General features: G+C 34.9%; 26 protein-coding genes and 1 pseudogene. 12 read left to right on the top strand and 15 right to left on the bottom strand.

What is annotated here, in order from left to right; genetic code table 11:
• Positions 1-35: 35 nt before the first annotated feature.
• The 15 genes and pseudogenes from JNUCC21_RS11525 to JNUCC21_RS11455 form a co-directional block, all read right to left on the bottom strand.
• Positions 36-1,028 (bottom strand): hypothetical protein, encoded by a 993-nt coding sequence (locus JNUCC21_RS11525; RefSeq protein ID WP_369878156.1) that lies wholly within the window; start codon positions 1,026-1,028, stop codon positions 36-38.
• Positions 1,029-1,052: 24 nt separating this feature from the next.
• On the bottom strand, positions 1,053-1,595 hold the full coding sequence (locus JNUCC21_RS11520; RefSeq protein WP_124692896.1) for a hypothetical protein: 543 nt from the start codon (positions 1,593-1,595) through the stop codon (positions 1,053-1,055).
• 24 nt (positions 1,596-1,619) lie between these two features.
• Complete coding sequence (locus JNUCC21_RS11515; RefSeq protein WP_241158058.1) at positions 1,620-3,101, bottom strand: hypothetical protein; 1,482 nt, start codon at positions 3,099-3,101, stop codon at positions 1,620-1,622.
• Between the two features lie 29 nt (positions 3,102-3,130).
• Complete coding sequence (locus JNUCC21_RS11510) at positions 3,131-4,573, bottom strand: hypothetical protein (protein ID WP_125122844.1); 1,443 nt, start codon at positions 4,571-4,573, stop codon at positions 3,131-3,133.
• A gap of 26 nt (positions 4,574-4,599) precedes the next feature.
• Positions 4,600-6,414 carry a terminase gene (locus JNUCC21_RS11505; RefSeq protein WP_125122843.1) on the bottom strand — a complete coding sequence of 605 codons (1,815 nt, stop codon included), beginning with the start codon at positions 6,412-6,414 and terminating at the stop codon, positions 4,600-4,602.
• Entirely contained in the window at positions 6,407-7,456 is a 1,050-nt protein-coding gene (locus JNUCC21_RS11500; protein ID WP_125122842.1) for a hypothetical protein, read from the bottom strand. Before JNUCC21_RS11500 ends, JNUCC21_RS11505 begins: the two co-directional genes overlap by 8 nt.
• A gap of 189 nt (positions 7,457-7,645) precedes the next feature.
• Entirely contained in the window at positions 7,646-8,857 is a 1,212-nt protein-coding gene (locus JNUCC21_RS11495; RefSeq protein ID WP_369878155.1) for a metallophosphoesterase family protein, read from the bottom strand.
• 11 nt (positions 8,858-8,868) lie between these two features.
• The gene (locus tag JNUCC21_RS11490) at positions 8,869-9,054 is read right to left on the bottom strand and encodes a YonK family protein (protein WP_224960821.1); all 186 of its coding nucleotides are present in this window, start codon (positions 9,052-9,054) and stop codon (positions 8,869-8,871) included.
• A gap of 980 nt (positions 9,055-10,034) precedes the next feature.
• Positions 10,035-10,178, bottom strand: a pseudogene (locus JNUCC21_RS11485) (hypothetical protein); the annotation flags it as partial.
• A 573-nt stretch (positions 10,179-10,751) separates the two neighbouring features.
• Positions 10,752-11,027: an HU family DNA-binding protein gene (locus JNUCC21_RS11480; RefSeq protein ID WP_369878154.1), complete on the bottom strand. Its 276-nt coding sequence runs from the start codon at positions 11,025-11,027 to the stop codon at positions 10,752-10,754.
• 106 nt (positions 11,028-11,133) lie between these two features.
• Complete coding sequence (locus JNUCC21_RS11475) at positions 11,134-11,946, bottom strand: hypothetical protein (RefSeq protein WP_369878153.1); 813 nt, start codon at positions 11,944-11,946, stop codon at positions 11,134-11,136.
• The gene (locus JNUCC21_RS11470; protein WP_369878152.1) at positions 11,946-14,720 is read right to left on the bottom strand and encodes a hypothetical protein; all 2,775 of its coding nucleotides are present in this window, start codon (positions 14,718-14,720) and stop codon (positions 11,946-11,948) included. Before JNUCC21_RS11470 ends, JNUCC21_RS11475 begins: the two co-directional genes overlap by 1 nt.
• 12 nt (positions 14,721-14,732) lie before the next feature.
• Positions 14,733-14,969 carry a hypothetical protein gene (locus JNUCC21_RS11465; RefSeq protein WP_369878151.1) on the bottom strand — a complete coding sequence of 79 codons (237 nt, stop codon included), beginning with the start codon at positions 14,967-14,969 and terminating at the stop codon, positions 14,733-14,735.
• A 73-nt stretch (positions 14,970-15,042) separates the two neighbouring features.
• Positions 15,043-15,222 carry a hypothetical protein gene (locus JNUCC21_RS11460; RefSeq protein ID WP_014417885.1) on the bottom strand — a complete coding sequence of 60 codons (180 nt, stop codon included), beginning with the start codon at positions 15,220-15,222 and terminating at the stop codon, positions 15,043-15,045.
• 119 nt (positions 15,223-15,341) lie between these two features.
• Positions 15,342-15,578, bottom strand: coding sequence for a helix-turn-helix domain-containing protein (locus JNUCC21_RS11455; RefSeq protein WP_038458718.1), 237 nt, complete (start codon positions 15,576-15,578; stop codon positions 15,342-15,344).
• Positions 15,579-15,756: 178 nt separating this feature from the next.
• Between JNUCC21_RS11455 and JNUCC21_RS11450 the strand changes: the two genes are divergently transcribed.
• The 12 genes from JNUCC21_RS11450 (at position 15,757) to JNUCC21_RS11395 (ending at position 26,798) form a co-directional block, all read left to right on the top strand.
• Complete coding sequence (locus tag JNUCC21_RS11450) at positions 15,757-16,041, top strand: hypothetical protein (RefSeq protein ID WP_104843421.1); 285 nt, start codon at positions 15,757-15,759, stop codon at positions 16,039-16,041.
• The gene (locus JNUCC21_RS11445) at positions 16,041-17,153 is read left to right on the top strand and encodes a cell division protein FtsZ (RefSeq protein ID WP_266026505.1); all 1,113 of its coding nucleotides are present in this window, start codon (positions 16,041-16,043) and stop codon (positions 17,151-17,153) included. The genes JNUCC21_RS11450 and JNUCC21_RS11445 overlap by 1 nt, the downstream gene beginning before the upstream one ends.
• 1,474 nt (positions 17,154-18,627) lie before the next feature.
• On the top strand, positions 18,628-18,867 hold the full coding sequence (locus tag JNUCC21_RS11440; protein ID WP_369878150.1) for a hypothetical protein: 240 nt from the start codon (positions 18,628-18,630) through the stop codon (positions 18,865-18,867).
• 80 nt (positions 18,868-18,947) lie between these two features.
• Positions 18,948-20,165 (top strand): hypothetical protein, encoded by a 1,218-nt coding sequence (locus JNUCC21_RS11435; RefSeq protein ID WP_369878149.1) that lies wholly within the window; start codon positions 18,948-18,950, stop codon positions 20,163-20,165.
• A gap of 342 nt (positions 20,166-20,507) precedes the next feature.
• Complete coding sequence (locus JNUCC21_RS11430; protein ID WP_257432509.1) at positions 20,508-21,362, top strand: hypothetical protein; 855 nt, start codon at positions 20,508-20,510, stop codon at positions 21,360-21,362.
• Between the two features lie 5 nt (positions 21,363-21,367).
• The gene (locus tag JNUCC21_RS11425; RefSeq protein ID WP_369878148.1) at positions 21,368-22,294 is read left to right on the top strand and encodes a hypothetical protein; all 927 of its coding nucleotides are present in this window, start codon (positions 21,368-21,370) and stop codon (positions 22,292-22,294) included.
• Between the two features lies 1 nt (position 22,295).
• Positions 22,296-22,898: a hypothetical protein gene (locus tag JNUCC21_RS11420; protein ID WP_369878146.1), complete on the top strand. Its 603-nt coding sequence runs from the start codon at positions 22,296-22,298 to the stop codon at positions 22,896-22,898.
• Between the two features lies 1 nt (position 22,899).
• Positions 22,900-24,696, top strand: a complete 1,797-nt coding sequence (locus JNUCC21_RS11415) for an ATP-dependent helicase (RefSeq protein WP_369878145.1) — start codon at positions 22,900-22,902, stop codon at positions 24,694-24,696.
• 221 nt (positions 24,697-24,917) lie between these two features.
• Entirely contained in the window at positions 24,918-25,670 is a 753-nt protein-coding gene (locus JNUCC21_RS11410) for a Rha family transcriptional regulator (protein WP_369878144.1), read from the top strand.
• Between the two features lie 183 nt (positions 25,671-25,853).
• Positions 25,854-26,279: a hypothetical protein gene (locus tag JNUCC21_RS11405; RefSeq protein WP_038458703.1), complete on the top strand. Its 426-nt coding sequence runs from the start codon at positions 25,854-25,856 to the stop codon at positions 26,277-26,279.
• Positions 26,280-26,282: 3 nt separating this feature from the next.
• A complete protein-coding gene (locus tag JNUCC21_RS11400; RefSeq protein ID WP_203226402.1) occupies positions 26,283-26,453 on the top strand; it encodes a hypothetical protein in 171 nt (56 codons plus the stop codon).
• Positions 26,454-26,486: 33 nt separating this feature from the next.
• Positions 26,487-26,798, top strand: a complete 312-nt coding sequence (locus JNUCC21_RS11395; RefSeq protein WP_038458701.1) for a hypothetical protein — start codon at positions 26,487-26,489, stop codon at positions 26,796-26,798.
• The last annotated feature ends 15 nt before the right edge of the window (positions 26,799-26,813 follow it).

Genomic DNA, 26,813 nt, shown 5'->3' with positions numbered 1-26,813 from the left:
TATCATAAATATATGAGGGCTACATAGCCCTCATATTATGCAAATTGATACATGCCGTACATTACGTTAAATACTGTGTCCACTCCGTATTGAGTAATGAATTTGTACTCCATAGACATATCTTGGTTGGCTGTACCATCGGATACTTCTTTAATAAAAGGAGTTCCTTCTTTGACAACCTTAATAGGTTTGGCGTTGGCTGGTAGAACCATCAAACGATCATTTGCAATTTGGAATTCAAAAGTGTTTGGTTTGTGGCTTTGAGGGATAGGAAGGAGGGAGTATCCGTTCCAAACGGAGAGAACACCGTTTTTGTTAATTTGATCTTTCATATTTTCACTCATGAGAGTAGTAGCACCGGATAGTTTAGACAATGCTGTGCGTGTTCCAGCAATAATGATTTGAGAACCTTGGTTTGCTGCTTGAACATGCTCTGCCTGCTCAATTAGTGTTGCGTCATTATAGGTGCCAGTCTGTTTGAACTCAGCAGGTAAGTACGCCATAGAAGCCATGAATTCAGTATAGATACGTGAATTCAGCTCCTGAGTAAATGCTTCACTTACTTTTTTGATGAAAGCGTCCCAATCAATGCGACCGGCTAAGAACCGTTTGAAGTCAGTGTAAATTGCAATAGCATACGGCTCAGTTTGTACAGTAAAGGTATCCCCAATATTCAATTTTTGCCGTCTGATGCTCCAATGGTTACCTGAATGGCGCGCTGCTACTAGCATTGTTCTATCTTCAACATAAAATTCATTGGTATCACCAAGAGCTAAATCACGGTAATCCACAAATTGTTCGAAGAAAGGGCTGGCAATCATACCATCGGTAATTGTTTGATCAAGCACCTCTTCAATAATTTCGAAGATGTCATTCTTATAGCGTCTAAATTGACTAAAGTTAGGTTTGTCAGTACCGATAATCTCTACAAATGCTTTACGAATAACATCATTTGCCTGATTATTTGAGTAATCCGTAACTCTGTTTTTATATAAATCAATACCCAATTTTACAAGATCTTGTTTCATTAATTAACCTCCAAGTTATGATTATTAGTTTTGTTCTACTCTGATAACGACTAAATCAAGCATTCCGCCCACATAACCAGGTTTCCCGGTTACTGTTTGAGTGCCAATCTTTTCGATGGCTTCGATTCGCCCTACAAATCTTTGATCGGCTACATCTGCCTCTACAATCTCTTTATATTTGAAAGAATTAGCTTGTAAGGTGACCTTATTTCCAATTACAACTTGTTCACCAAGAGCATCAATTAGGTCTGGTGAAACAGAAAAGATGTCGCCTTCAACAAGGTCGTATACTCTAAAAATTTGACCAGCGTCAATTTTGAAATACTTTAAATTGTTTTGTGATCTGCGAGTCTGGTCATACATAATCTCATCTTGTGCTACAATAGCAGCTTTTTCTTTGGATGGATCTGTAGCTCTTTTAAATAGGCGCAACTCTCGTTCACCTTCATACGGAACTCCAACCACACCAACATTACCATTTTCAACATTAAGTTTTGCTTTTACAGAATGAATATGGGCGCCGCCGTAAACGGCAGCCAAATTATCTAAACGAACAACTCCTGACATTTAAATGCCTCCTCCAAATGTTATTTAGTTTGAAAACTTTTCAAACAACCCGCCATAAACCAGTTGTGTATCATCATTTTCTTTATTAAAAGGTATTTTCACAGTTGTGTCTTTTTCTTTTTTCGAAGATGAAAAATTTGCTTTCTTTTTTCCTAAAAGAGTAAAGAGTTTTTCTTCAATCTGTTGAATAGATAAACCTTCAGAAATTGCTTTAACTGAATTGATATCATCTTCAGATAGTTCAAGATTGAACTTTTCATAAAGCTCTTTTTCTTTTTCCTTACGTTGTGAAGAAAGAGTGTCAGCTTTAAATTGTTTGAGTGCCTCATTTTCTTCTTTAATCGACGCGTAAGTATGTTCAACCTCTTTTTCCTTTGCTTCAATCTCATCTTTTAGTTTTTCAACAGGCACAACAGAAAATTTTGATTCGTTACCTTCAATAAAATCTACAATTTCAAACTTCTTTCGTTGTTTTGTTGAAAAATCAATTGTCACCTTGTCTTCTGAAATGGAGAATTTGAAGCCATACAGTAATCCGTCTTCTTTGTTATCAAATGCAAAAACTTCATTGTCTTTTTGATCTGCATAGTAATAGCGAATGCGCTCTTCAGATTCACCCCAACTATAAGTTTTCACAAACTTTTCTTCACTAAGGGCACGCTTTAATTCAGCTTCTAACTGATTAGCTGACAAGGAAAAGCTATTGTCAACTTCGTATGCTGTTTTGAGTTTTTGATTTAACTCTTCATATGAAAGTGCTTCATAATTGATTCCGTTTGCGGCTAACTCTTCTTTAGTAACAGAGAATTGTTTTAAAAGTTCTGTTTTATCCAAAGTCTTTATACCTCCTTTATCAGTGTTGATGGATTTAAACAGTTCCATTTTTTCTTGAATACCTTTGAACATTTTGTCTTCTGAGAATTGAGTTTCGATAGTTGCAGACTGCATAGCAGGGAGGACATCAGTTCCTAATGCACAAGCACCAAAAAAGCTAAATTTAGTGAAATGGAACACTTCATCAATCCATTCTCCTTCAAAATCATCATGGAGTTCCATGGACTGTGACTTCACGCTGTTTCTGTTGAATATTTCGATTGGATCGTCCCATTTTTGCCATACAAGTCCTTCACAAGTAAGGAATTCTCTTTCTATTCCGTCATCACAAACTCGTTTTTCAAACTTTGCATTGTTCGACTCAGGAATGAGCCCGATAGCTTGTCCAATATACTTAACTTTAAAGTGACCATCCTCTTTAATTAAAACCATACGGTGGTCTGAAAAATCAATATCCCCATCAGAGTTCTCTTCTATGTAGGATAAAATAGGAGTATTAGCAAGAGAGGGGATAGCGGCTTGAACTGCTTCTTTATTAAAATAGCTTCCATTTAGGTTTTCCCCTAAATGCATCAGCCAAATTTTCACCTTTAAGAATCGCGTATCTTCTGTTTCAAATGAATCCAAGCTCTGAAAGAGAAGAGGCACATAATTATCTACCGTTTTGTCCAAATTTTCACCTCCTTTCAAAAATCATTTGATTACTCTCGATTAAGGTTTCCTTCATTTTCCCTCGTTTCAACACCTTTATCAGAAAGAGCATCTTCTTTTTTCTTTGGGGCTCCAGCAGATTTAACGCTTTGTGTGTGAGAGCTAGACAAAGGTATTAAATTATCTGGCAAATTCATAATTTCATTCTCAAGAAATGCCATGTTGTTTAAATTGCTCTGTGTAACCCCCAATGTAGAAGCTAATGCAGACTTAACAGGCATTCCATATTGAGCTGCTTGCAACAAACTGTCTCGCACAGTTTCAACATTCAATTTTGTAGTTTCTAATAGCTCAATTCTGAATTTATATTCACTATCCATTTTTTTGAGCTTCCTATTCAGCCATCGTTCCAATTGTTTTAACACTCTAAAAGCGACTTGTTCATCTGTGATTATCGATTTAGATAGGCCTGTTCCACTCATTCCATCACTGTTGAATAATATTTGACTGACTCCGGCCGCATTATAATAATCTCTTTCAGCTTTTGCGACAGCATCTGCATCATTGCTTTTTCTTTCAAGCTTAATTGCTTCAATTTGCATAGGAGAGGTTACTAGACCAACTTCTTCTGGCAGAGCATTCATTGCCATATTGTGAAAATCAATGGCTGTTTCCATGTTCAATAAAAGCTTGTCTGCTTCTCCAGATTTCTCATCCATGGGGATTTTTTGTGTTAGGATCATATAATTGTCCATCTTGTTTTTTACATTGCGAAGTCTTTTGGTTTCATCTATATCAAGAACTGATTCAAAAACTGAAGAGAAGGGGGGAAGTAGATATTCAAGTTCCTCATTTACCTTGATACATATAGTGTTTTCGGAGCTCAGTTCTTGCCACCTTAAGCCTGTTTTGTCTTTGGTGTATTTCAGATACTTGACCCTAAATTCTTTAGGATAATCCTTTAAGATGTCCTTATTAGAATCAAAATAAGCAAAGTCAAAACTGTAGTTGAAAACTCCATCTTCAATGGAACTTATCCTACAATAATCTGGGTCAAGTTTTTGAATGAAATACGAATCAGATGTTGTATGCTCATATCCATAAAAGACGTCTTCTTTAAAGGCAATTAGCAATAGTTTTGTGAATTCGTGCTGAAGATTCATTGTTTCAATGAGTTTTAATATGCTGGAATATTGATCTTTAAAGGGTTTTTCTTTGAATTTGTCTATATTTAAATCGAAAGGTTTGATTATGTAATCAAAGCGGAGCATAGTTGCAAAGTATTGAACCAGGCGTTTATAGTTAGGCGAGGTGTTGTATAAAAAACGGCTAACTCTCCTCAATTCTTTTTGGCTTTTTTGAGGGTTTTGAAGGTACGTAATGATATTTTCTTTAGTGAATTTTGAGGAAATGGCTGATTTGTTATTACTTAAGCTCATGTCGTTGAGAAGTAGCTTTGACAGCTGCGCAAAACTTGTTAATTGTTGATCCATTTGTTACAAATTTCAACTCCTTTCTTTTAAGAAATTTGCGGTTGTTTAAACAGGAACATTTTATTCATATCAATTTTGGGATGCTCTTTTTTTGTTATGTTTTCACGTCTTAGTTGCTTTAAGTACCAAGCAAGCATTGCAATTGTATATGCACGGTCGTCGTGAACTTTGCTTTTCTTATCAGGAGGCAAGTCATACCTTACTTTGCTACTACTCCCAGAAGAAAATTTGTAGATGCTAACAAGCTCTTCTTTTGCTAAATCAATATTTGTTAAAGACAAAATTTCTTCATCGGTTAGCTTGTACTTTTTTCCTTCACCGTTATCAGTAGGTAAAGTGATTTCTCCCTTATAATCATAGGTTTCAGTAAATGATATTAAGTTTAAATCCATCATCTCAATTAAAGATTCAAACATGTCGCTTTTTAGTTTTTGAGGTGAGAGGAGGGAAAGTTTGTCACTGGCATTTGGATACTTGGAAATGTAAGATTTGTACTCATCGTGTTGTTTATCAATAAGACCCCTGTGTTTAACACCCTTAGTATCTGTCCAGTCCTCCAGTAAACCATCTGCCCAGGCATTCATACCGCCACCGCCAGCACCGGCATCTAAAAGAATCCTTTCGATATTTTCATAATCAGCTGCCTTTGTTCCATTGTAATTTAGAAGCATTCTTTTAAAATCCTTAACTTGATCAGGAGTCTTAATTGGGGTTTTCTTTTTCTTTTCTAGATCAGTCCAAGAAACATTATTAGAAATTTCAAGCCGGTAGCCTACATTCTCATCATTAATTAGCTCTGCAACTGTGCATACTGAGTTGTCATGATTTCTTGCAGGGTCGATAGCCATTAAAAATTTTCTGGAGCCATCATTAGCAAGAACAGGGGGGCGAGTTACAGAATTTCTGATAATCATTGCACGTTTGATGATTTGATTGTCTGATCCCTCGGTGGTGAATATGTTCTTATATTCACGCATAGCTTTTTCTTTGTTATCTCTCATTGCTGCATCCACAGTTTCTTGGGATAGTAAAGACACAGGGTACAGTTTTCCATTAAAGGTGGCATTTATAACAATGTCTGAACTGATATCTGCGACAAAATATCTTTTGTCTCCTAAGAACATCTTTTTAGCAAAATCGCTATATTTTCGATAGAAGTAGGTATCTGTTGAAGAGGCCGACGAGGCATAAATCAGTTGGTTGGGCATTTGTTTAGGAAATAGAGTGACATCAACATCTCCACCTAGTCTAAAATCACTGTTCTGAACAGCAAACGGTTCAGAAGTCGTAAAAAGCTCATCAGGAGCAAAACCACTTTCATCATAGAAATTTAGATTAGAACGCTTCGAGCGGTTGTTATCAAAGGATCCGTTTAATGAATTTACAATACTTCCGTTATAAAGTTTGTATTGAAATGATGCGGGGTTGTGGGTGAAGCCATCAGTGTTTGCTGCACTCTTAACGGTTTCGTTATAAAAAATGTCTGTAAGGCCGGTAAAGGATGCAATCTCTCTTTTCGCTATTTTTTCAATTTTTAAGAACATCTCTTGCGATTGTGAACCAACACCAGCCAAGATATACGCTTGGAAATTGGGGATCAGGAGGCTTTTGGCCATAATAAAAGGGCTTCCCAGTGTTGTTTTTCCTGAGTTTCGCCCCATGCACCAAAGAACATATTGCTTGTACCAACTTTCAGTAAAAGCGTACTTTTGATAATCTAAAAGTTCCATGCCGAAGAATCTTTCTACAAATTTGACCGGGTTTTTTCGTCCCCACTGAATGACTTCGGCAAGCTTAATAAATCCATCTATTTTCCGTTGAGACATATTAGCTTTAGACATTTGTCAAAGTTCCTTCTGTTTTACTCAGGCTAAATAATTCTTTCTTAAGCTTCCGGTTTTCTTCTTCAAGAGTGATTGTTCTTGCATCTAAGCTCTGAATAATTTCTCTTTGCTCCATGATCATTGAAGTATAATCATTCTCATCAAATTGCAATTGATCCATAATACTTTTATTACTTAAATCAGCTACTTGTCTTATCCCTTGTGCTGTCTCAATATCAAATTGATTAACTTCTCCTTCTTCAAAGCCTTTCTCCTGAAGTGTTTTAATAATTCCTGAAAGAGTCCCGGCACCTTTGCTTTTATTGTTGTTATGGTTTACCGAGATACCATTGTCTTTAGCTAAAGCCAGCATGGATTTGAGAATCTTTTCTTTGGAGTCAATTAAGGATTTAATGCCGCCTGCCTGATTAGACATATTAGCTACGTCACTTGTAATTGTCGCAATTGCTCGGTTTATTTTATCAATTTGATTAAATCCTTTTACAATTTCAATTACAGCGGGTAGTTTGAAATTGTCCTCTAATGTTCCTTCGTCAAGGAAGTTGACTAGGTTATTGTAAAGAAGACGTTTGTCACTCTCAATTTCTCCTTCGAACGGATCATATCCCAACATCCTTAATACATCATTTTTATTGGTATCATCTAACTGAATGCCATCATCTTTAGATGGATGATCTGCGTTTATTTCTTGCTGCGTTTTCGTGCCATCTTCGTCGAACTCACTGTCTTGCCATGTTTTCATGCGGTTATGTCTAAGACCTAAATTCTTCATGTAAATTGAAAATAAATGCCTATTTCTATTTGCTGCTTCTTCAATTGAAGAAATCCAGGTAGTGTGTAAGTATGGTTTATCAAGCATTCGTAAGAGATTTTGTATATGGATAGGACTTTCTATGTCTGAGTCAGCAATTTTTAATAAGCATTGTTTACAGATGTGTAGCTTACCTGTTGCAGCGTGAAAAGGGGAGGCAGAGGCGTAATATTGTCCTGCGTCTCTTTCTTTTCCACAACAGGAGCAAACAATTTTTTCAATATTCATCTACTCACCTCCGTTAATTTCTAAAAACACATTTTATAAAACGCCCAGCAATAGAGCGGAAAGGGTACCGCAATCATCAATGGGCGTTCTAAAAAGGTGTTTATCTAGATAAAATTAAAGTTTTAACAAAATAAGAGGAGTCTTCATCGAGTCTCCCTTAGTTGAAAAAATAATGTCCTAATACTTCGATTAGGCTCTGTTGTATGTACCATTCTTAAATCTAATTATGTATGTAGCCTCAATACCTGCATCATCAAAAACCATAAATTTTTGAGAAGGTTTTGTGCCAAACCGACCTTGCATAGCATAATCATCCGCACCGACAAGCGCTCCATTTACAACAACTGTTGTGCTGCCGTACTCTTTTTCGTAATTGTGATGAATATGACCACCGAATATGTAAGAAGGGATGTAGCCAAGTAATTGAGGCAATCGTGTTACGCACTGATCAACACGATCGTAGTGTCCGTGTACAAACACGACTTCCTGATTGTTGATTTTAGCGGGGATGAATCCATCTTGCTCAGGTTCAATGGAGATGTTCTTTATGTTCTTCAATCTGGCTTCGAGGTACCAATTAATGAGGTATTCAAAGTTTTCTTTAATCCCTACATCATTTTTAGAAGGGGAGAGGCGACCGTGATTTCCTGCTACGTTGTAAAACTTAACTTCTTGAAACTCACTTGCCAACATCGCTAAAACCTCAGCAAGCGTTTCTGATACATATTTAATTTGTTCTACAGCATCTTCATTGGCCTGAACTCTTGTAGACACATGAATAAGACCTCCGATTAAATCACCGAGATTTGCTACATGTAATGTGGAGACATGATTCTGCTTACCATACTCAATCACTTTATTGGTGAGATGTTCTACACGCTCATTGAAGATTTCTTTATTGAATTTATTAATGCGGTTGTCGATTTCCATTCCGAAGTGCCAATCACTGAATAATGCAAGCCCATGTTTTTCAGCAATAGCGGGGGATGGGAAGGTGAAGCGAAGGGGTCTTTTTGACTCTAGAGATGCAATAGCTTGTACGACATCATCTTTAATTTGTTCAAACCGTGCTTGATTGGCAATGAATTTCCGGTATTCTCTTTTTTGATCTCGTGCTTTGATTGTTTGTTTTTCGGATTCAATGCGAATTTCTTCATGTTTTTGTTGAACTTCTTGGTTCATATTCTTTGAGATAAAATAATCGTGCCAGCGCTCAAATTGTTTAAAGTCTTTACGCCATTTGCTTTCATCATAGTTGGTTCCCTGATCCTTGTTTAAAAGGGTAGCAATTGTTTTTGTGTCAATATGATAAGTGTCTTTGTTTTTGAAAAGTCTAATATGATAATCAGTGAACGATTCGTCTTTTTCACGATGCAACACAGGGTTTAAACTAGCTGACATTCAGTCACCACCTACTCATTGATTTGTGGAAGTTCGTCTTCCTCGGTAATAGAAATTTTCACTTTCCGACCATCAAATGATTTTAAAATTGAATTCAGATCATAACGCTGGATGTCTGTTTTTGTTTCTTCTTCAATAATTCCATCAATATAAGTATAGTTACCTTTTAAATTTACTGTATGAACTTTCTTAGCCAAATTAAATTCCTCCAATATGTGTTTTATTTACGTACAATAAGCTCCTTCGGAAGCCCGATGATCCGAAGCATCGGTAACGTCCAAAAAGGGGATATAAAGGAGATGAAAAGATATGTCGGATAGGCGTTGGGGAAACGCCCGAAGGAGATTATTGATAACTTGCGTACCGGAAGGCTCGTAAGCACATTCCGGCTGATCGGTAAAGTGAAACGCAAGCACAAAAAGACCTTCTAACGATCTAGATGGCCTTGTTCTGATTACATTCTAACCCCGTTTCACCTACGTCAGTAGCTCGCGTTGGGACGCAAGCCTTCGGATCGACAGGGAATACGCTGATTACGGGTTCAGCGACTGAAACCTTTGTAGTCGACAAACTATAAGTAAGGCGAAAATAACAAAAGACGCCAAATAACGTCTTCAGAAACTCCTTGTACTTCATGGTACATGAGCATAAAAGGCTGGTTATCGCTGAGCGAAATCCAGCTGGCTCCTTCTACACCTGGCAGATGAGCTATGACAACAAATAATACACACTTTCTGGAATGTGTTTAAAGTTCCTATTGCCAACATCTTATATATCAAGTTTTTATGTTGCTTGCCAACGTCCGGCTCTCGTAGTCCGGAAAATATATCAAGTTTTTATGTTGCTTGCCAACTGCTCAGCAGAGTCTGAGAGCCAAGGGAAAAATAATTTGAGAAGGAAAGACCCTAATAAGCCTTCTCAATGGCATTTTAAATGCTCTTGTCGGGTTACACGCCTTATTGAGAAACAAAGCGTCTCAAACGCTCGCCATTTATTTTGCACAGTTTTCTCTGACCCGTGTAAGGAGGTATGTGCATGGGAAAGGTAAGTCTCCATACAGAACATTGAAGGAGAAGTAGCGAATAAAATAGCGAATGTGTTGCTAAGTGAAATTGAAAAGGCAAGACCGAAAATAATCCTTTTCTGTGAAATGGGAGCGGTGATCAGCGCTCCCATTGCGAGGGGATGTAATTACAAAAAGCCTCGCTAACCCGGAAAAATTTTTGATGACTGCATAATAAGCATCAAAGCTTACAAGGGCATTATTTAAAGGGAAGGGAGACGCATCTGCCTTACCTAAGTGCAAGCCGAAGCAATACACCGCAATTAATATTCAGGCTATATGCCACCCATAATAAGACCCTGATGGGATTCAGTCGCAATTTGCAATAATGCGTTAAGTCTTATCGGCATATTTAGCCCGATAATAGCCATTTACCTGTCTCTTTTAGATACAGACATCCGAGTTAACCTCGAACCCTCATAAATGACCATTATCCGACTAACTACAATGACCAGTTGTAGCTGTAAAGTCGAATTTAATGCTTTTGTTCGTATGAAGTGAGAATAGACATGTTTAGAAAAAGCTTCTTCCACGCAAGGGCAATACCCCGCTAATATCCACTTATCCGAAACCCTGGCATTCCAAGTCCTCAAACAAATGAATATTAGCCGAGAACTGATATCCCACATATCAGTAAACAGCTTATTATTGACGACACCCCCATGCCATCAATAAAAGAACTCTAATTAATTAAACTGGAGATGAACACATGCGAAAAGAGGGGAGGGCGACAAATTCCTCCATAACATCTAACTCTGCCACTTTTAGGAGCATAAGCTCTATGTGACAAAGCGTGCAGGAAGTCTTTCCTGTCGTCCTCTTTAATTTTTATTAAGCTTTCACTGCGTCTTTTAGAGCTTTAGCAGCCTTGAAGGCAGGTGCCTTTGTAGCTGGAATATCAATTTCCTCACCCGATTTTGGATTTCTCCCTTTACGAGCTGCACGTTCACGAACTTCAAATGTCCCAACTCCAGGAATTTTGATTGATTCACCTTTTGCCAATGTTCCTGCAAGTACTTTAAATACTCCCTCTACATTAGGTGTAGCTTCTTTCTTAGTAACTCCTAATTCGTCTGCAACTGCTCCAACAAATTCTGTTTTATTCATATGTTATTTCTCCTTTGTTATTTTATCTTTATTCTTAAATATATGTATGTCTTACCATAACTAGAAAATTTATAAATGTCCTTAAAGCCCTTATGTATCAAGGGTTTCATCGTTTTTCTATTTCGCTACTTTTTCGAGACCTGTTACGTTTCCACTGTTTTTTTCGGTTTTTTTCTTTTTCCAAAGCACAATTTGAGCAATACTTTGTTTTGTTACTTTTAACTTTAATCGGTGTATTACAAGTGGAACATTGTCTAACCCTCTGTTGCTTTGTATATAGATCATAGTAAAGCCCAATATCGTCAAAAGAATTTATTAAAATCGCAACTTCACTATCAAGTTCAATCTCATATATAAAGGACAGTTTAATAAAACCTTTATTTCTAATCTCAACTATTTCTTTAGCAGCTAATTCCCCAATAATAAGATGAAGTTTGTTTGCTGTTAGGGAGGTATGGGAAGCATCTATTAATTCTTTATATTTTTTATTGTTGCCTCCGTAAAAATGTTCTTTATTTTTTTCTCCATATTTAGTTTCATGGATTGTTGAGTAAAGCTTGTTTAGTGTTAGGAGAGTAAAACAAAGTTTCTTTTGTACATGATCAACATCTAAAGAATCAATTACTTCAAGTTCGTTTTTTGTTATTTCAATTCGATCAATATTGATTAGAACATTTTCTTTTTTCCTTGCATAATTAAGGGCAGAATTGATTTTTTTAAAGTAAAGTACCCGGCTAAAGTCAACTATATGCTTTTCACAAAAATCATAGAGAAGTTTTTCTCGTTCTTTTGGCTTTTTCCCCATTGATTTAAAATATTTAGCTAGGATTTTCATTTCAGTACCCAAATTCTTGGAAATAAAGCCTTTTTTGAGTAAGAGCTCTGCATAATTTTTTTCTTTAAACTTTATATCACTCATTACAACGTCACCTTTTTCAATGTGTATCTATTATTCAAGTATTCAATCTCTCCTTTAATATCAGAAACAGGTATGTAAAATTCTTTTGCTTTCTTTTTGATATTTTCATATATGTATTGTCCAAAAGCAGACCATAAAATTTCCTTATTAGCCGTTTTGTCATCGATATAGAAAAGCCTAACTAGATAATTGGTTATTTCGTCAACACTTGAACTGACTTGGAAAACCTCTTGTTTAAATAATGCTTGTGAATTTGATATTTGAGTATGTAGCTCAGAGTCAAATGAGCTTCTTTCAGCAGAATCGTCTGTGTTTAAAGCTGCATTCTGTCCAATAACTTTCTTGAACTTTCTGTACAATTCTTTAACTTTTATGTATTTGTCTTCATCAAACGCTGCCTCATTGCTCAAGTACAACTGATAAATCTCTTCATCAAAATCTTTGTTAACAATATTTCTTATCCCAAAATCAACAGACTCAATATATTTGCAAATACGATTCATGACACAGTCACTTTCGATTACTGGGTTGAACCTATCGAACAGCTTTAAAAAATCACGTTGTTCTTTTGTTTTTCTCTTTGTTGATCTAAGCTCTTTAAGGCTTACTCCAAACTTCTGTTTGCAAGTGATGTCATAGCTTTTGACATGTTTTTTGTACTTATTTTTAGTTCCTTTATACAAATAGATGAAGAAATAAGGGTGTCTGTCTAGCAAAATTCTATTCTTGAATTCTTTTTCAGCCTTAGCTTCAGCAGAATCCGTGTCTTTGACCTTGTTGTAGTTAACCCAAGGGGAGGGGATACCTTTAACCTCTCTACCGATCTTAGCTTTATCGATCTGAGCGCTTTGAAGCTTTGTGCACATCTTTACTCGATTTAAAGTTGTTTCATATTCTTCAGAGTCAGTTTCCAATTCAGCTAAAAGCGCATAACCACTTGTGCTTTTGTTTGTTATTGAACCGATGATTGAGCCAAAGGAAAATAAGTCTGCATTGAATAAGGCATCTTCGGTAAGAATCGTTTTCTCAGAGGTAGGAGGGGTATACACTACAGGTAACTCATCTTTATAAACCCCTTTGAGTACAGTTTTATCTGAAGTAGTTGCAATGATGTCATAGTCAAAGTCGCTCCCAGCCCAGTTCATTGTTTCTGATCCATGTACATTAACGATTATTCCTGTGTAGTTATGTCTGTACCAATAATCAACTTCTTCATTCTTCTTAAGATTTAAGATCAAGTGTTCACTTCGGTAGGTGAGGGGGGCTCTCATACTATCAACATATTTGACACCTTTTTCATTCCAATAGTTGGAATAATACTCGCGTTTCCCCAAAAGCCCTGTAACTTCAAGTCCACAAACATGCTGCATCATGGCATAAGGATCGCTTACTAAAGTTTGAAAGTTCCCATCTAGAATTATGTCCCCAAGGCAACCTCGTTGGATTTTCTTTTTCATTAAGTCATATATTTTCTTTTTTATGTATTTGTCATTTATCAAATCAGGATTAACAATTAAAGCTTTTATCCAGTGGTTGTCTGACTTATTTAAGTAATTTTCAATTTTAACATCAGTTATGTCAGTTCCAATGAGGAAGAGGATGCTGTAATAAATATTCTCCCCGTTAACTCCTGTGATCCAATTAACGAACTTCTCACAGATATTTTCAATATCCTCATTATTCAAATTAAGTGTTTGAAGAAACTGATAGTTCATCTTTAAGATGTCTTTATCTTTTTTAGGACTGTGGAGCGATACTCCCCATCTTAAATTGTTTTTTATGCAATTTTCCTTATAAACTTCAATGGAAGGAAAGCTATCCCACAATTTAAATTGGCTTTCAGTCAAAATTACATCAATGTCTCTTAAATCAGCTATCTTTAGGGTGCCATTTTCATCTTTATAGGATGTTCTTATTCTGTAATTTCCGTTATTGACTGTTTCACAAAACTCATGAATAGGGAAGGTGTTTAGCATACCTTTTATAAAGTTTTGTCTAATACACCATTGTGCAGGAACGTAATCGAGGCCCAATTCTGCTGCCCATTTCTCTGCCATCTCATAGCTAATTAAACCCTGACCATCAAAACGATTAAATGATTCAACAATATCTTGAATATCAATAATGTCATCATCTTCAAGATCAGTCTCTGTAACAAAGTTCACTTTAACTTCAGTGTCACTATAATAGTCAGGAACTAAACAGAATCTTGGTGTGCTAACAACTTTAGTTGCACTTCCAGCCAATCCTTTATAAGCATTAAATTTAGAAGGGACGAGCTTTTTGGTTAGATCTCTGCCGTTGTCCAATACAACTGTCAAGGCTTTAGCTGTCTCTTCTTCAAGAAATACGACTGTTGAAACTCTAGCTTGACCTGCAGAAGAAGAGAAGCGAACATAACGTTTTCCATTAAGATAAAGTCCTTCATTGAATAAATATTTATAATGACTAATGTGATCCATCTTGATTGTTATGTATTCAGGAACAAAAAGTATGTTATTAAGCTGGCTTTGAATTTCTTGCAGTCTTCTGGTGTATTCCTCTTGGTGGGTTTTCTTCTTTAACTTTTCTTTTTCTTCTTGCAATGCATCAATATAACTAGGGTCAAAATCTGAGTTCTTAAGTTCTCGAATTGATCTGAGTATTTGATTATCAAATAGGGTGATTACCTCGTTGTATTTTTGAGCTTCTTCAAAAGATAAGTCTATTTTAAAATTGAATTCTTTAAGTCTAGATGAATTAAATTTGTATGTAAAAAACTGAGAATTTATCATTTTACACCTCCTTTAGTCTAAATCAGGATTGAAGCGTTTCATTTCCTCCCAATCGTAATCATCAATACTAACAAGGCTAAAACCAAGCGATCCGCAATAGGACAGTAAATTACTTTGTAAAGATAATTCCTCATCTTTAGTAATTTTATTTTCTTGATAACTCTCATTAATTAGTGCGGAAATATCCCAGACTTCTTCTAAATTTTCTACATCATGTAAAGCACTAGACAATTTTTTGTAATAATTCATATCAATAGCTCCCCATTCATTGTTTTATTTCGATAAATAATTAATATGTATATTATTTTTACTCTTAAGGTGATTAATATTCGCTATTAAGATATTGATTTACTAAACTTCGATATGTAAAACTTTGCTTATTAATCTTTCCGTACCATTTGTAATCCTGATAAAGGTATTCTTCTTCCGGTGTTGCTGTCCCATCGACTACTTTTCCCTCAATAAACCCCATTAAATGACTAAATAAATACTGCTTTTTCATCTTACACCTCCATACTATTTTATTTTTACTCTTAAAATGATTAAAATAAAGACCACTTCACGTGGTTGTGTCTTCATTATATATTTTATTTTTACTCTTGTAAACATAAAAATCCAAAGTTAATTGGATTTAATTTCGCTTAATTCAAAAAGATCGTCAACTTTACAATTTAGAACATGTGCCATCAATAAAAGATTGTAGGTACTAGGGAGGACGGTTGCAAATCCCTCGCTGTCATTTTTACACCATCTAGATATACTTGCTCTTTCAGCTTTTATTTGCTCTGCTAACCAGCCTTTTTCGATACCTTTGCTACTTAGAAATGAATCCAACTTACTTTTAACCCTATATTCCATCTAAATCATCCTTTTGCTGTTTGAATAAATTTTATAAAATGACTGGTTTACATACAAGCAGAGTGTTATTATTTGCATTAAGATACAAAAATATTTGCATTTAAATACAAATAGGCAATATAATAATCGTATATCAACCAAGATACTTCAAAATCATCAGATATTAAGGAGGGGTCACATGGATACTTATTTTGATTCAGTCATTGATAATTTAACTCGAAATGATCTGTATATTCTAGGCTTATTGAGCGATGAAGGGGCTGATTTAAAGTTTAAATCAATTAGGAAGAAAACCATTCAAGCAAAAACTCAGTTAACTGCTGCTACCTTTAGAAAGAGCATCGATCGTCTGGAGGCCTTGCAATTTATTAATATAGTGAAAAACACTAAAGAGCATACAATTTTTATTACTCAATATGGTCAAGAAGCTTTGAGATATCAATTAGAGGGGGAGAGGGTTTAATGTTTGGATTTATTGGAGTTGGTCAGGCCGGCGGAAGTGTAGCAGATGAAGCAATGAAGAGAGGATTTCATTCTGTCGCAATAAATTATTCACTTTCAGACCTTAATTCATTGATCAATATTCAAGATAAGCTGCATTTGGTCGGAACAGAAGGAGTGGGTAAAGACAGAAGCGTAGCAGCGAAACATATGAAAAATAACTGGGAGTCCTCTATTGAGTTCATAAAGAACACAATGGAAAAGCCTTCAGTACAAGTTATTTTCGTAGTTTTCTCTGCAGCTGGTGGAACCGGTTCAGGAGTAGCCCCTATATTATTAGAATTGTTAAACGAATGTCTTACACATAAAACAATAGTTGCTGTACCAATCCTTCCTGACAATAATGAGGTATTGGTTAACCAGATGAATACACTAGAGTTACTTGATGACTTATCTATGCCAGAGACCTGTGTCTTACCTTTGGATAATCAAATGGTTTTGAGTAAATATGAAGGGAAGATTTCTGAAAGCAGACTATACAAGGAGACAAACAAGATGTTCCTTGATCTAATTGAAGTCTTACTCAATTACACGGACAGAGGATCAAAGATCAGTACATTAGACAGGAAGGATTTAAATCAGCTTTTTGACACACCAGGAATCATGACTATTGCTCAAACAGACCTCAATGAATTTACAAATGAGGGCAAGTATTTTGATAAGCTACATGAAGATATACAGAAGTCGTGGAACAATTCGATATTTACTCCTGTTGAGTTTGCAAATGTGATGAGAGCTGGTGTTATCCTGGATGTTCATGAGTTTTTAACGGAGCATATATCGTATAATGAGCTGTTTAATGTCTTTGATAACAAGATGCCCCTAGACTTATTTAAAGGACATTATGATAAAGGGAATAGGGCAATAACGATTCTTAGCGGGTTAACCTGGATCAATGAACGGATGAAGCAGTTAGATGATCTAATTGAAAATGGAAACACTGAAGTTAAAGAAACAACTGTTTATAAAGCGAAGAATCGCCGTAGAGAGGATTTATTTAAACCGAAGAAATTGGAGAACAAGGAATCGAAAAAGACCTCGTATATGGAGGCGCTGAAGAGACTAAAACGTTAATTTTAAAGGGAAGCTACCTATTATGGTGGCTTTTTTATTTTGATTTTTAATGACCCCCCGGGTGATCGTGACCTAAAAAAGTGCTTATCGTAAATGAAGATTGGAAAGGGTTATTTAGTTGATATAGCAATGTTTTAGAGATGTCAAAGGGGATAATAGGTGTTTTGTGCTCGTAAAACGTATACAGGAGAGAGGAAAAGTGGTTGCTTATTAAAAAATCTGATGAAAAAGGGGAGAATGAGGGGTGGAAAAACATTGATATTATAGGCTTTTACGATAGCGATTACGATGCGAAAATAGGCTGAAAAATGGGAAAGTGGAAAAATAAGTTTGGTGTGGAAATGGAAGTGCTAGGGGTACATTTGTTCCTGTTTTTTGGCCTTTGGATGTTAATACACCCCCTATATATTGGTATTGAATTCCCTATATAAGATACGTTATGTAGGGTTTTTATAATTTGGCTGATAAATTTGCACAGCTAACACAATTTCAAATGAAAAACAATAGTTATTTTTGAAAAAATAATTAAGTGGTCAATTTAAAAGTGAATACCCATTCATTAAAAATAATCGTGTATATAACGAAAGGAAGCAAATCGAAGTCTTATTTTTTATCTATACAATTTACTCATCTAATCCACACACCTATTTTATATTCATCCTAATCATATTCCTTCTCATCCTTCATCTCATTGCATCCACCCATAACCTTGCTTGTCCTCATCTCTATCCGTTTCCTTCACCCTACATCATATATCCATCCTATACACACTAACCACACATCATCAGAAGCATTCTAATACACCTAGAATCAATTTTAATTTGATCATAGTATCATTGGTATCCAATCCACATACACGCCTTATACAGCCTATACACACATGAATAATAGTGCCAAAATAATTTAAAAAAATCCATTTTAAGAGTAAAAATAAAATGACTTTGAAGGGGAAATGTGCTATAATAGAGTTATAGGAAAGGAGGTGTACATAGTGCTTGAGAAAGTGGGTATAACAATTGCTTTCCTTATTCCTATCACGGTTTTAATCATCAACTGTTTAACGATAGCTGAGAAGATTCAAAACCTGATGAAGAATAAGAAAAGCAAAAAGAAAAAGCGTACACGCAAGCGCCTCCGTAGCAAGAGACAACGCAAACGTATACGCAGATAACACGCTAAAGGGGATTAATTCCCCTTTAGTCACTACCCATATTATAACATGGACAAGCACATTGTAAACATGAAACGATTCTCATTATGGTTTACGAACATAACATTTATTGTTTTATTCTTATTGTTCCTCTTCATCAAAGATTACTTCAGCAGCGGAATACAGACGCTTATTACGGCTATCTTCATAGTAACGTGTATCATTATCATTTTGTTATGGATCGGTTACTTTGTTATACGCCAAAAGAAGGTAAACAAATCTAACTGACATCATGCTATACTAAGCTTAATAGAGGTGAGCGGAATGGAAAATCAGATCCTTGAAGCGATACAGCAACTATCCAAGGATATTAAAACAATTAAGCAGGACGTTAAGGATATTAAAGAAACGGTTAAACGGATCGAAGAAAATGAACCTGCAGAGGTTGTATCCATGCTTAAGATTATTAACAAGAATATTGAAAGTGACCACCGATACAATGATAAGAAATTCTCTGGACTTGAAAGACGTATTCATGATCTTGAAGAAAGAATCAACAATTGAATTTCATACATGAGAAGGAGCGGTAAAACATTTATCCGTTCCTTTATTTTTAATATTAAAGGGGGAAGTCTATATTCATTATGAATAAAATTAAAATAGTTGATTCGGTTATGGGGAGCGGTAAAACATCTGCAGCGATTAACAAAATGAATTCTGCTGGTAAAGAAGAAACCTTTATATTCATCACACCTTATTTAAATGAAGTTGAGCGCATAAAGAAAAGTATAAAGTCCAAACACTTTTTCGAACCTAAAGTAAAGAAGAAAGGTGATAAAACACAATATAAGTTTGAATCCTTTCACGAACTCTTATCACAGAATAAAAACATTGTGGCAACTCATAACCTTTTTAAAAACGCAAACGACGAGACAAAAGAACTTATACTTGCAGGCAATTACACACTGATATTAGATGAAGTCATGGAAGTAGTGGAACAATTACAGGTAAAGAAACATGATCTAACCACACTGTTTGATTCCAATTTGATTTATGTTGAAAACGGTTTTGTCAAATGGAATGAAGAAAAAAAAGATTATGAAACACGATACGATGATATTCGAGATATGGCGTTAAATAATAACCTAATGTATTTCAAAGATAATATATTGATTTGGAACTTTCCTGCCGACGTATTCCAGTTATTCAAGGAGGTTTACATACTTACATATATGTTTGATGCTCAAATACAAAAATATTACTACGATCTGAACAACATTAAGTATCAAAAGTACATTTCAGCTTACATGGATGGGCAGTATAGGTTCATTGATCACAGTACTGATTATGAAAGGAGCTTTAAGAAAGAGTTAAGAAACAAAATAAAAATATATGAAGGTAATCTAAACACAATAGGACAACTGGAGTTTTCACTGTCTTCTAATTGGTATAAAAATAAATCACCTTACACAATCAAAAAGGTGAAGAACAATGTATTCAATTACTTTAATAATATTGTTAAGTCGTCAAGTGATGAAGCTATGTGGACGACTTATTCAGACCATAAGAACAAAATAAAGGGCAATGGGTATACAAAGGGATTTGTTTCATGTAATGCACGTGCAACAAATGAGTTTAAGCATAAGAAACACTTAGCATATACAATAAACAGATATACGAATACTGTTCTGTATAATTATTTTAAAGAAAAGTACAGTATTACAATAGACCAGGACGCATTTGCATTGTCTGAGTTAGTACAATGGGTATGGAGGTCTGCTATTAGAGATGGAGAAGAAATAACTTTGTACATACCTTCTTTGAGAATGAGGAAGCTGCTCACAAACTGGCTCGATACCTGATAAAGAGGACAAACCTCTTAAACTTAAAAAATAAGCCAGTCATATCAAGGGTTTTAGAGCCTAAGTCTTAAGGAGAACCAGAAAAATAATTAAATAAAAAAATAATAAATTCGTCCGTAAAGTGCCTTTACGGCCGTCTCGTTTCAGCAAGCTGAACCTCGATAATATGTTCTTCTTTTTTTAGAATAAAAATAAAATAACTATTGTTAATTTTAAATACTCATGCTATACTCTAATCAAGTTAAAGCAACAGTGAAGTGAATATACTTTAAGAATAAAAATAAAATATAATGTTTTAAGGGCGCATTAAACTTAAAAAATTTAAAGAGGAGAATACATAACATGAAGAATACCAATCTATATTTAATCAAAGAAAGTGAAAGAGAGCAGTACATGGATCGAATTGACGTCTTGGACAAAGTGAAAAAGTTAAAGATGCTAGGTGACAAAAAACATACCTCAATAAAATTCTTGTCAGAGTATTTCGGAATGAAAGTACCTACATTGACTACATACATTCACAGAAATAATGAGGTTTTGGTTGAAGATGGACTAAAGAAACTAGAAGGATTAGAGCTTGAAGGATTTAAGCATAAATATAATATGCCTGGGAAATTCATTAAGCTATATATCGTTCCTAAAAGAGCAGCTTTAAGATTGGCAATGATCCTTAAAAATTCAGATACAGCCATTAAGGTAAGAAAAGAACTCACAAATGAGGAGGACGGTACTCAACAAGAGTTTGTTCCATCGGTTTTTCATGAAAGGAAAGAAGTTGTTGTGCCTGCTTCAGATACAAATGTAATTAAAGAAATGATGAAGTCGAACAATATACAAATTCTACATGAGGTGAAGAACATGTTAACGCCGATTTTTAATATGCAGCAATCTGTGCAGAACATGACAGAAACCTCAACAAAAGAAATCTTTGATCTTAAAAACGAAATTTTGTCTTTGAAACATGAAAAGACTGGAACAAACAAACTATTAGCTGATAAAGACGACAAGATCAATAAACTTAGCAACAAAGTTAAAAGCCAGAAGAAAAGAATAGACAAGCTTCAAGAGCTTATAGCAAGTGAGTTGATTGATCATGATGAAGATGGTTCCAAATCAACAAAAGCGAAAAAAGAGGACAACCCTTTGAAAAACATAAAGTTAAAAATGGATCGGAACGGCAACTTGGAAAGGATGTAAAGACAATGACAAAAGAATTATCAACAGAGTTCAAATATGATTTAGTCGATCAATCAACTGCTGACTTCCTAAAGCAAAAAGAATTCAACATGCGTGAGATTGTAGGCAAGGCTTATACCGAGCTAGGAAGAGAATTGAAGGAAACGCAGAAACAATTGTCAAGTTATAACAAGTATGAAGGGGTCTTTGATAAATGGATTAAACATATTGGAATGAATCAAGTTCAAGTAAGTCGCCTAATACACCGATATGATCTTATTACAAATTGTAATAAGAGACAAACTGAGATGCTTGAAGATCTTCCAGTATCATTAACGTATGAAATTTCCCGTCCTTCATCAGAATCAACCGACTCAAAGAAACAAGCTAAGGAAGCAGTCTTAAATGGAGAAGTTAAGACATTAAAGGAATACAAAGAACTTGAAGCTAAGTTGAGGAAAGCTGAAGAGGATAATAAGAATCTTAGTTATGAATTAAACCAAGAAAAGAAAAACAAGACAGTTGTTGAAAAAGTCATTGATAACACTGACTACAAACTAATAGACACATTAAAAAAAGAATTAGAGTATAAAAATAAAAAATATGAAAACTTATCAAAACAAAAAATGATCTTAGAGCAACAACTTGAAAGGAGTGATGTGAAAGTAAAAGAATACGAGGAGCTAACAAACAAATTAAAGGCCGTAACAAGAGAACAGGATGATCTAGGGAGACAAGTTGAGGCCACTTCAGAGCTTTCTGAAATGGTTTGGGAGATTGAAAAAGTACTAAAAGGTAGTTTAGCGCCTGTAAAGTATGCAAAGGCCATTAGGAATATGAGTGACAATCAAATTATAATGAACAATCTTGATTCTGTAATCGGGCATGTGGAATCCTGGTGCAAAGAAATGAGAAAAATTACGAATAAAAATAATATTATTGAGGTGGTTTAATATGGCGATTAATGAACTGGAATTGAACAAAATGTCAAACGGAGAAATTGATATGCTCATGGACAAGGTACTAAGTTTAAAAGTAAATAGATTAAGTGAAGATTTTATAAAAATGGCTGATAAACAAAAAGAGCTGGAGCTACAAGTTGAGCAGCTGTCTTTGAAAGAAAGTGAAAATGCAGAAGAAATTTCAAAGATGGAAGGCAAATTTAAAGAATATGATGAAACATTCTTTACTTTCCAACATGATAAATCAGGAAAATTTCTGGAGTTTAAAAATGCTGCTAAAAGTAGAGTGTTTGATTATGTAAAGCCAATTGGCAGTCCAGAGCACATTTTATTTTATAGAGGGTTATTGATGCAGTGCTATCGAAAGGTGTCTGAAGCTCTAAATGTACCTAATACTTCGAGTATTAACATTAACGACTTTGAAGCTGCTTTGAAAATTGTTAAAAGATGGACGCCGATCAGAAAATATATTGACAAGAAAATTAACGAATACATAGCTATGCATGAAAATAATTCACTTCAACAAGAGAAAGTCAATGCTTTATTTACATATTTAGAAAAAACAGAAGAAGGAACAAAAGGGGGAATTATTTAGAATGACTCTAAAGTTTAACAAACAACAATTAGAAGCGATTAATTTTTATAAAGGGGCTTGTGCAGTCATTGCAGGGGCAGGGAGCGGTAAAAGCACCGTTCTCCTTAACCGTGTTAAAACATTGGTGAGGGATTACGGTGAAGATCAAGAGGATATTTTAGCTATCAGTTTTACGCGTAATACTGCAAATGAGCTTAAGAAGAAATTACATAAGCAGAAATTAACTAGTGTGAATGTAGGTACATTTCATTCAGTATGCCGCAACATTCTTCTCAAAGAGGGAATTGAAATTAACGAGAAAAATACGATTAAAGAATGGCAGCGAGAAAACTGTTTTAAATCACTTGAAGAGAAACCAGACATTAAAGACATTACGAGTTTCATCAGCTACCAAAAGAACTTTTTAAGGGGGTACACAGACGAGTTTTTAATTAAAGAGAGTAAATATACTGAGGAGCAATTACGTCTCTTCTATAAGGAGTATGAGGCTTTTAAATCCAAAAACGGACTGTACGATTATGATGATTATTTATTGGAGTGTTACAAGGTGCTAAAAAACAATAAACATAAGCATACGTATGAATTTATTCTTGTAGACGAGCATCAAGATTCTAACTTAGTACAAAATCTCATTTTAAAAGAACTTTGCGCCTCTGGGAATATATTCTGCTTATTCGATTATAGACAAGCTATTTACACATTTAGAGGCGGTAATACTGAGTATTGTATGGAGTTTGACAAGGATTGGGAAAACGCAACTGTTATTAACCTAGATACAAATTATAGATCAAATAAAAACATAGTTGATAACGCAAACAGTTTTATCAAGGAATACTACGGTGACTATGAACATTACGCAGACTCCATCCCTAACATTCATAACAATGGCGAAATTCAGACACTAACTTATCAGGACAGAGAAGCAGAAGGTCTGAATACAGCTGATAAAATTGAAACATTGCTTAAAGCCGGTGAAAAACCATCAGAAATTTGTGTCCTTTATAGATTAAACTCTCATTCTAGCTATGTTGAGAATGAACTAAAAAGGCGTGAAATTGAATATAATATTACTAACAATGGGAGTTTTTTCAAGAGAAAAGAGGTAAAAGGGATTGTAGCTTATTTAAGATTAATTCGTGATCCACATGATGATGCAGCCTTTCGAGATATTTTCACACTAAGGAATGATCCATTTCGTTATTTTAGCAATAAGAATTTAAAAGATGTTGAGTCATTTGCCGGACAAACAAATATGTCCCTATATGAGGCCATGTTAAATATGAGATTTGATCGTCCGACTCAAAACGATAATGTCTTGAAATTCCAAAGTATGATTAATAAACTCCAAATGCAAGTGCTTAAAGGGATTGCAGTGGAAGAATTGATCGACAATGTAGTTAAAACTTTCAGAATGAATGATTACATAGAAGAGAAATACCTTGATGAAGATGAGATAACTGACAGAAAAGAATCTCTCAATACCATGAAGAAATTTGTTAAGAATAATAACTTAGAGCAGTTCATTAATTTTGTATACGGCAGCAAGCCAAGTAAAAAGAAAAATGAAAATGCCGTGCGATTAATGAGTATTCACGCAAGCAAGGGTCTAGAATTTAAACATGTGTTCTTAATTGGGGTTGAAGATGGTAAGTTTCCTCATAGAAAAAGCGATCTTTTAGATGAAGCAAGATTATTTTATGTCGGTGTAACAAGACCTAAAGAGAGCCTGTATCTTAGTCAAATTGGTCACTGTAATATGTTTTTTGATGAGTATAGGCAACAGGAGCTTGTTTGCTAACAATCTAAATGAAATGCATATTTTATATGAATTGAAAAAATCCTAATGGTTATTCTTCTTTTTTAGGATACAACAGACCTTTAAAAGCTTTATATCATAAGGGTTCTTGTTGCTGTTTTATTAAGAAGATAATGGACATAAGGGGGTGATTTGAATGTGAAATGTAAACTTTTTCATAAAGATCTAAATATACATAAATCAAATTAATTGGAGAGGTTTTATTGGAAAAAAATTTAACTGTAATTGAACGGGATGGACAACTTTTAATGGATAGTCGTGAAGTGGCTGATATGGTAGGGAAAGAACATAAAGAATTTCTTAGGACAATTCATAATCATATCCAAATTTTAGAAAGCGCAGAATTGCGCTCTCAGGATTTTTACATTAAAGATCACTATAAAACAAAGGGCAACAATAAATCCTACAAGTATTATCTTCTAACACGTAAAGGTTGCGACATGGTGGCTAATAAAATGAATGGCACAAAAGGCGTTTTGTTTACTGCGCATTATGTTACACGGTTTGAAGAGATGGAAACGCAGCTTAAAAAACAATTAGTTCCTTCCTATATGATTGATAACTCAATCCAACGGGCGGAGCGATGGATACAAGAACAAAAGGAACGTGAGAGAATCGAATCTGAAAAACTCCTTTTGGAACAACAGGTAACTGAGTATCAACCAAAAGTGGAGAAGTATCATCAGTTCTTGGACGCTGACGGGCTAATGGACATTGGTTCACTTGCTAAGGAATTAAATATCAAAGGATTTGGACGTAATAAGTTATTCACTTTTCTTAAGGATCAGAAAATCCTGATGGCAAATAACCTTCCATATCAGAAATATATGGGTCGTGGTTTATTTGAAGTTAAAAGTGTGCCAACATCTAAGATTGGATATGTTTCAAAAACGTATCTCACTGCTAAAGGTGCAGACTACATAACCGATTTAATTAGTAAGCGTAAGCCAGCTTAACAGATATATAACTAAATGTTATTATTCTAAACTAAAATACTTTCGCTCTCTTTTTTTAAAGGGAGCGGATATGCTATAAAGATGGGTGAAAAGTTGGCTGCGACTAAAACAAAATATATATTGAGCTTTAGTCTAAATGTGTGATAATTAGATATAATATAAAATCTTGAAAAGGTGGATATTATGTCTAAAGAAATTGATATTTTCATCAGAGTGCTACAAAAAGCACCTGCAAAAACTGGGGTAGCTATCGCGATATTTAGATACAAAGGAATTATGAAAGAAACATATTTCACCTGTTTAGAGCGAACGCAAAACAGATCAATAATTCTTGCTGCTAAAACGGCAATCGAAAGTTTATCAACCAGCTGTATAGTGAATTTACATACACAAAATAATTTTGGTTTTTCATACATGGCAGAAAGAAGGCATAAAAAATGGATTAATCGTGATATAGGTGATCAGCTATTGATCACTGTTGATAAGGGAGGTCACACACTTAACTTAATTGATTGTTCAACATCAATTGAAGGGAAAAATTATCAGCAAGCGTTATCTCAGAGATTAAGAAATATACAGGGGAATGCTTTATTTAAAGGGAGAGAGTAATTCATGTCTATGAAGGTAAAACAATTGATTGATTCATTGCAAGAGATGATGGACAAAGGGCAAATAACAGAGGAAACACAGGTTCTACTCAATACATATGACGACTGCATGTACGAAGTAGCATGTGTTGAGCCACTGGGAGAGTTTGTACAAATAGAAGCTAAGATTAAATAAAACATGTTTTAAACAGAATAGGAGTTGCACAGGATGGAAAATGAATTTATACATCTAATGAAAAGGCTAGATGAATCAGATATTGAAGAAGCGCAAAACACAGACTTTGATCATATGACTTACACTTTAAAAGATTTCACCCAAACTTTATATAATTTGCTCGGTTCGGTTGATGAAGGCGAAGGAACAGGATTGTCGAATAAGGATATAAGGAAAAGAAAAGCTGTGTTAGATATGGCTTTCACATATCTATACGCATCTGCTGATGACATAAGAAAATATCTTGAAAGTGAATATGAGGAGGAGTTAAATACACCTCAATTCAAGCATCTTAAACAACTTTGAATAAAAACACCATTT

Origin of the sequence: Bacillus sp. JNUCC-21 (genome assembly GCF_041222765.1) — a bacterium.
Lineage (GTDB): Bacteria > Bacillota > Bacilli > Bacillales > Bacillaceae > Bacillus > Bacillus velezensis.
The sequence above is the reverse complement of the archived record's forward strand: the minus strand, read 5'-3'. Positions and strand labels throughout refer to the sequence as shown.

Bases quoted from the DNA above. Each gene is read 5' to 3' on its own strand.
- JNUCC21_RS11525 (WP_369878156.1), bottom strand. From the start codon at position 1,028: ATGAAACAAGATCTTGTAAAATTGGGTATTGATTTATATAAAAACAGA.
- JNUCC21_RS11520 (WP_124692896.1), bottom strand. From the start codon at position 1,595: ATGTCAGGAGTTGTTCGTTTAGATAATTTGGCTGCCGTTTACGGCGGC.
- JNUCC21_RS11510 (WP_125122844.1), bottom strand. From the start codon at position 4,573: ATGGATCAACAATTAACAAGTTTTGCGCAGCTGTCAAAGCTACTTCTC.
- JNUCC21_RS11505 (WP_125122843.1), bottom strand. From the start codon at position 6,414: ATGTCTAAAGCTAATATGTCTCAACGGAAAATAGATGGATTTATTAAG.
- JNUCC21_RS11500 (WP_125122842.1), bottom strand. From the start codon at position 7,456: ATGAATATTGAAAAAATTGTTTGCTCCTGTTGTGGAAAAGAAAGAGAC.
- JNUCC21_RS11495 (WP_369878155.1), bottom strand. From the start codon at position 8,857: ATGTCAGCTAGTTTAAACCCTGTGTTGCATCGTGAAAAAGACGAATCG.
- JNUCC21_RS11480 (WP_369878154.1), bottom strand. From the start codon at position 11,027: ATGAATAAAACAGAATTTGTTGGAGCAGTTGCAGACGAATTAGGAGTT.
- JNUCC21_RS11475 (WP_369878153.1), bottom strand. From the start codon at position 11,946: ATGAGTGATATAAAGTTTAAAGAAAAAAATTATGCAGAGCTCTTACTC.
- JNUCC21_RS11470 (WP_369878152.1), bottom strand. From the start codon at position 14,720: ATGATAAATTCTCAGTTTTTTACATACAAATTTAATTCATCTAGACTT.
- JNUCC21_RS11465 (WP_369878151.1), bottom strand. From the start codon at position 14,969: ATGAATTATTACAAAAAATTGTCTAGTGCTTTACATGATGTAGAAAAT.
- JNUCC21_RS11460 (WP_014417885.1), bottom strand. From the start codon at position 15,222: ATGAAAAAGCAGTATTTATTTAGTCATTTAATGGGGTTTATTGAGGGA.
- JNUCC21_RS11455 (WP_038458718.1), bottom strand. From the start codon at position 15,578: ATGGAATATAGGGTTAAAAGTAAGTTGGATTCATTTCTAAGTAGCAAA.
- JNUCC21_RS11450 (WP_104843421.1), top strand. From the start codon at position 15,757: ATGGATACTTATTTTGATTCAGTCATTGATAATTTAACTCGAAATGAT.
- JNUCC21_RS11445 (WP_266026505.1), top strand. From the start codon at position 16,041: ATGTTTGGATTTATTGGAGTTGGTCAGGCCGGCGGAAGTGTAGCAGAT.
- JNUCC21_RS11440 (WP_369878150.1), top strand. From the start codon at position 18,628: ATGGAAAATCAGATCCTTGAAGCGATACAGCAACTATCCAAGGATATT.
- JNUCC21_RS11435 (WP_369878149.1), top strand. From the start codon at position 18,948: ATGAATAAAATTAAAATAGTTGATTCGGTTATGGGGAGCGGTAAAACA.
- JNUCC21_RS11430 (WP_257432509.1), top strand. From the start codon at position 20,508: ATGAAGAATACCAATCTATATTTAATCAAAGAAAGTGAAAGAGAGCAG.
- JNUCC21_RS11425 (WP_369878148.1), top strand. From the start codon at position 21,368: ATGACAAAAGAATTATCAACAGAGTTCAAATATGATTTAGTCGATCAA.
- JNUCC21_RS11420 (WP_369878146.1), top strand. From the start codon at position 22,296: ATGGCGATTAATGAACTGGAATTGAACAAAATGTCAAACGGAGAAATT.
- JNUCC21_RS11415 (WP_369878145.1), top strand. From the start codon at position 22,900: ATGACTCTAAAGTTTAACAAACAACAATTAGAAGCGATTAATTTTTAT.
- JNUCC21_RS11405 (WP_038458703.1), top strand. From the start codon at position 25,854: ATGTCTAAAGAAATTGATATTTTCATCAGAGTGCTACAAAAAGCACCT.
- JNUCC21_RS11400 (WP_203226402.1), top strand. From the start codon at position 26,283: ATGTCTATGAAGGTAAAACAATTGATTGATTCATTGCAAGAGATGATG.
- JNUCC21_RS11395 (WP_038458701.1), top strand. From the start codon at position 26,487: ATGGAAAATGAATTTATACATCTAATGAAAAGGCTAGATGAATCAGAT.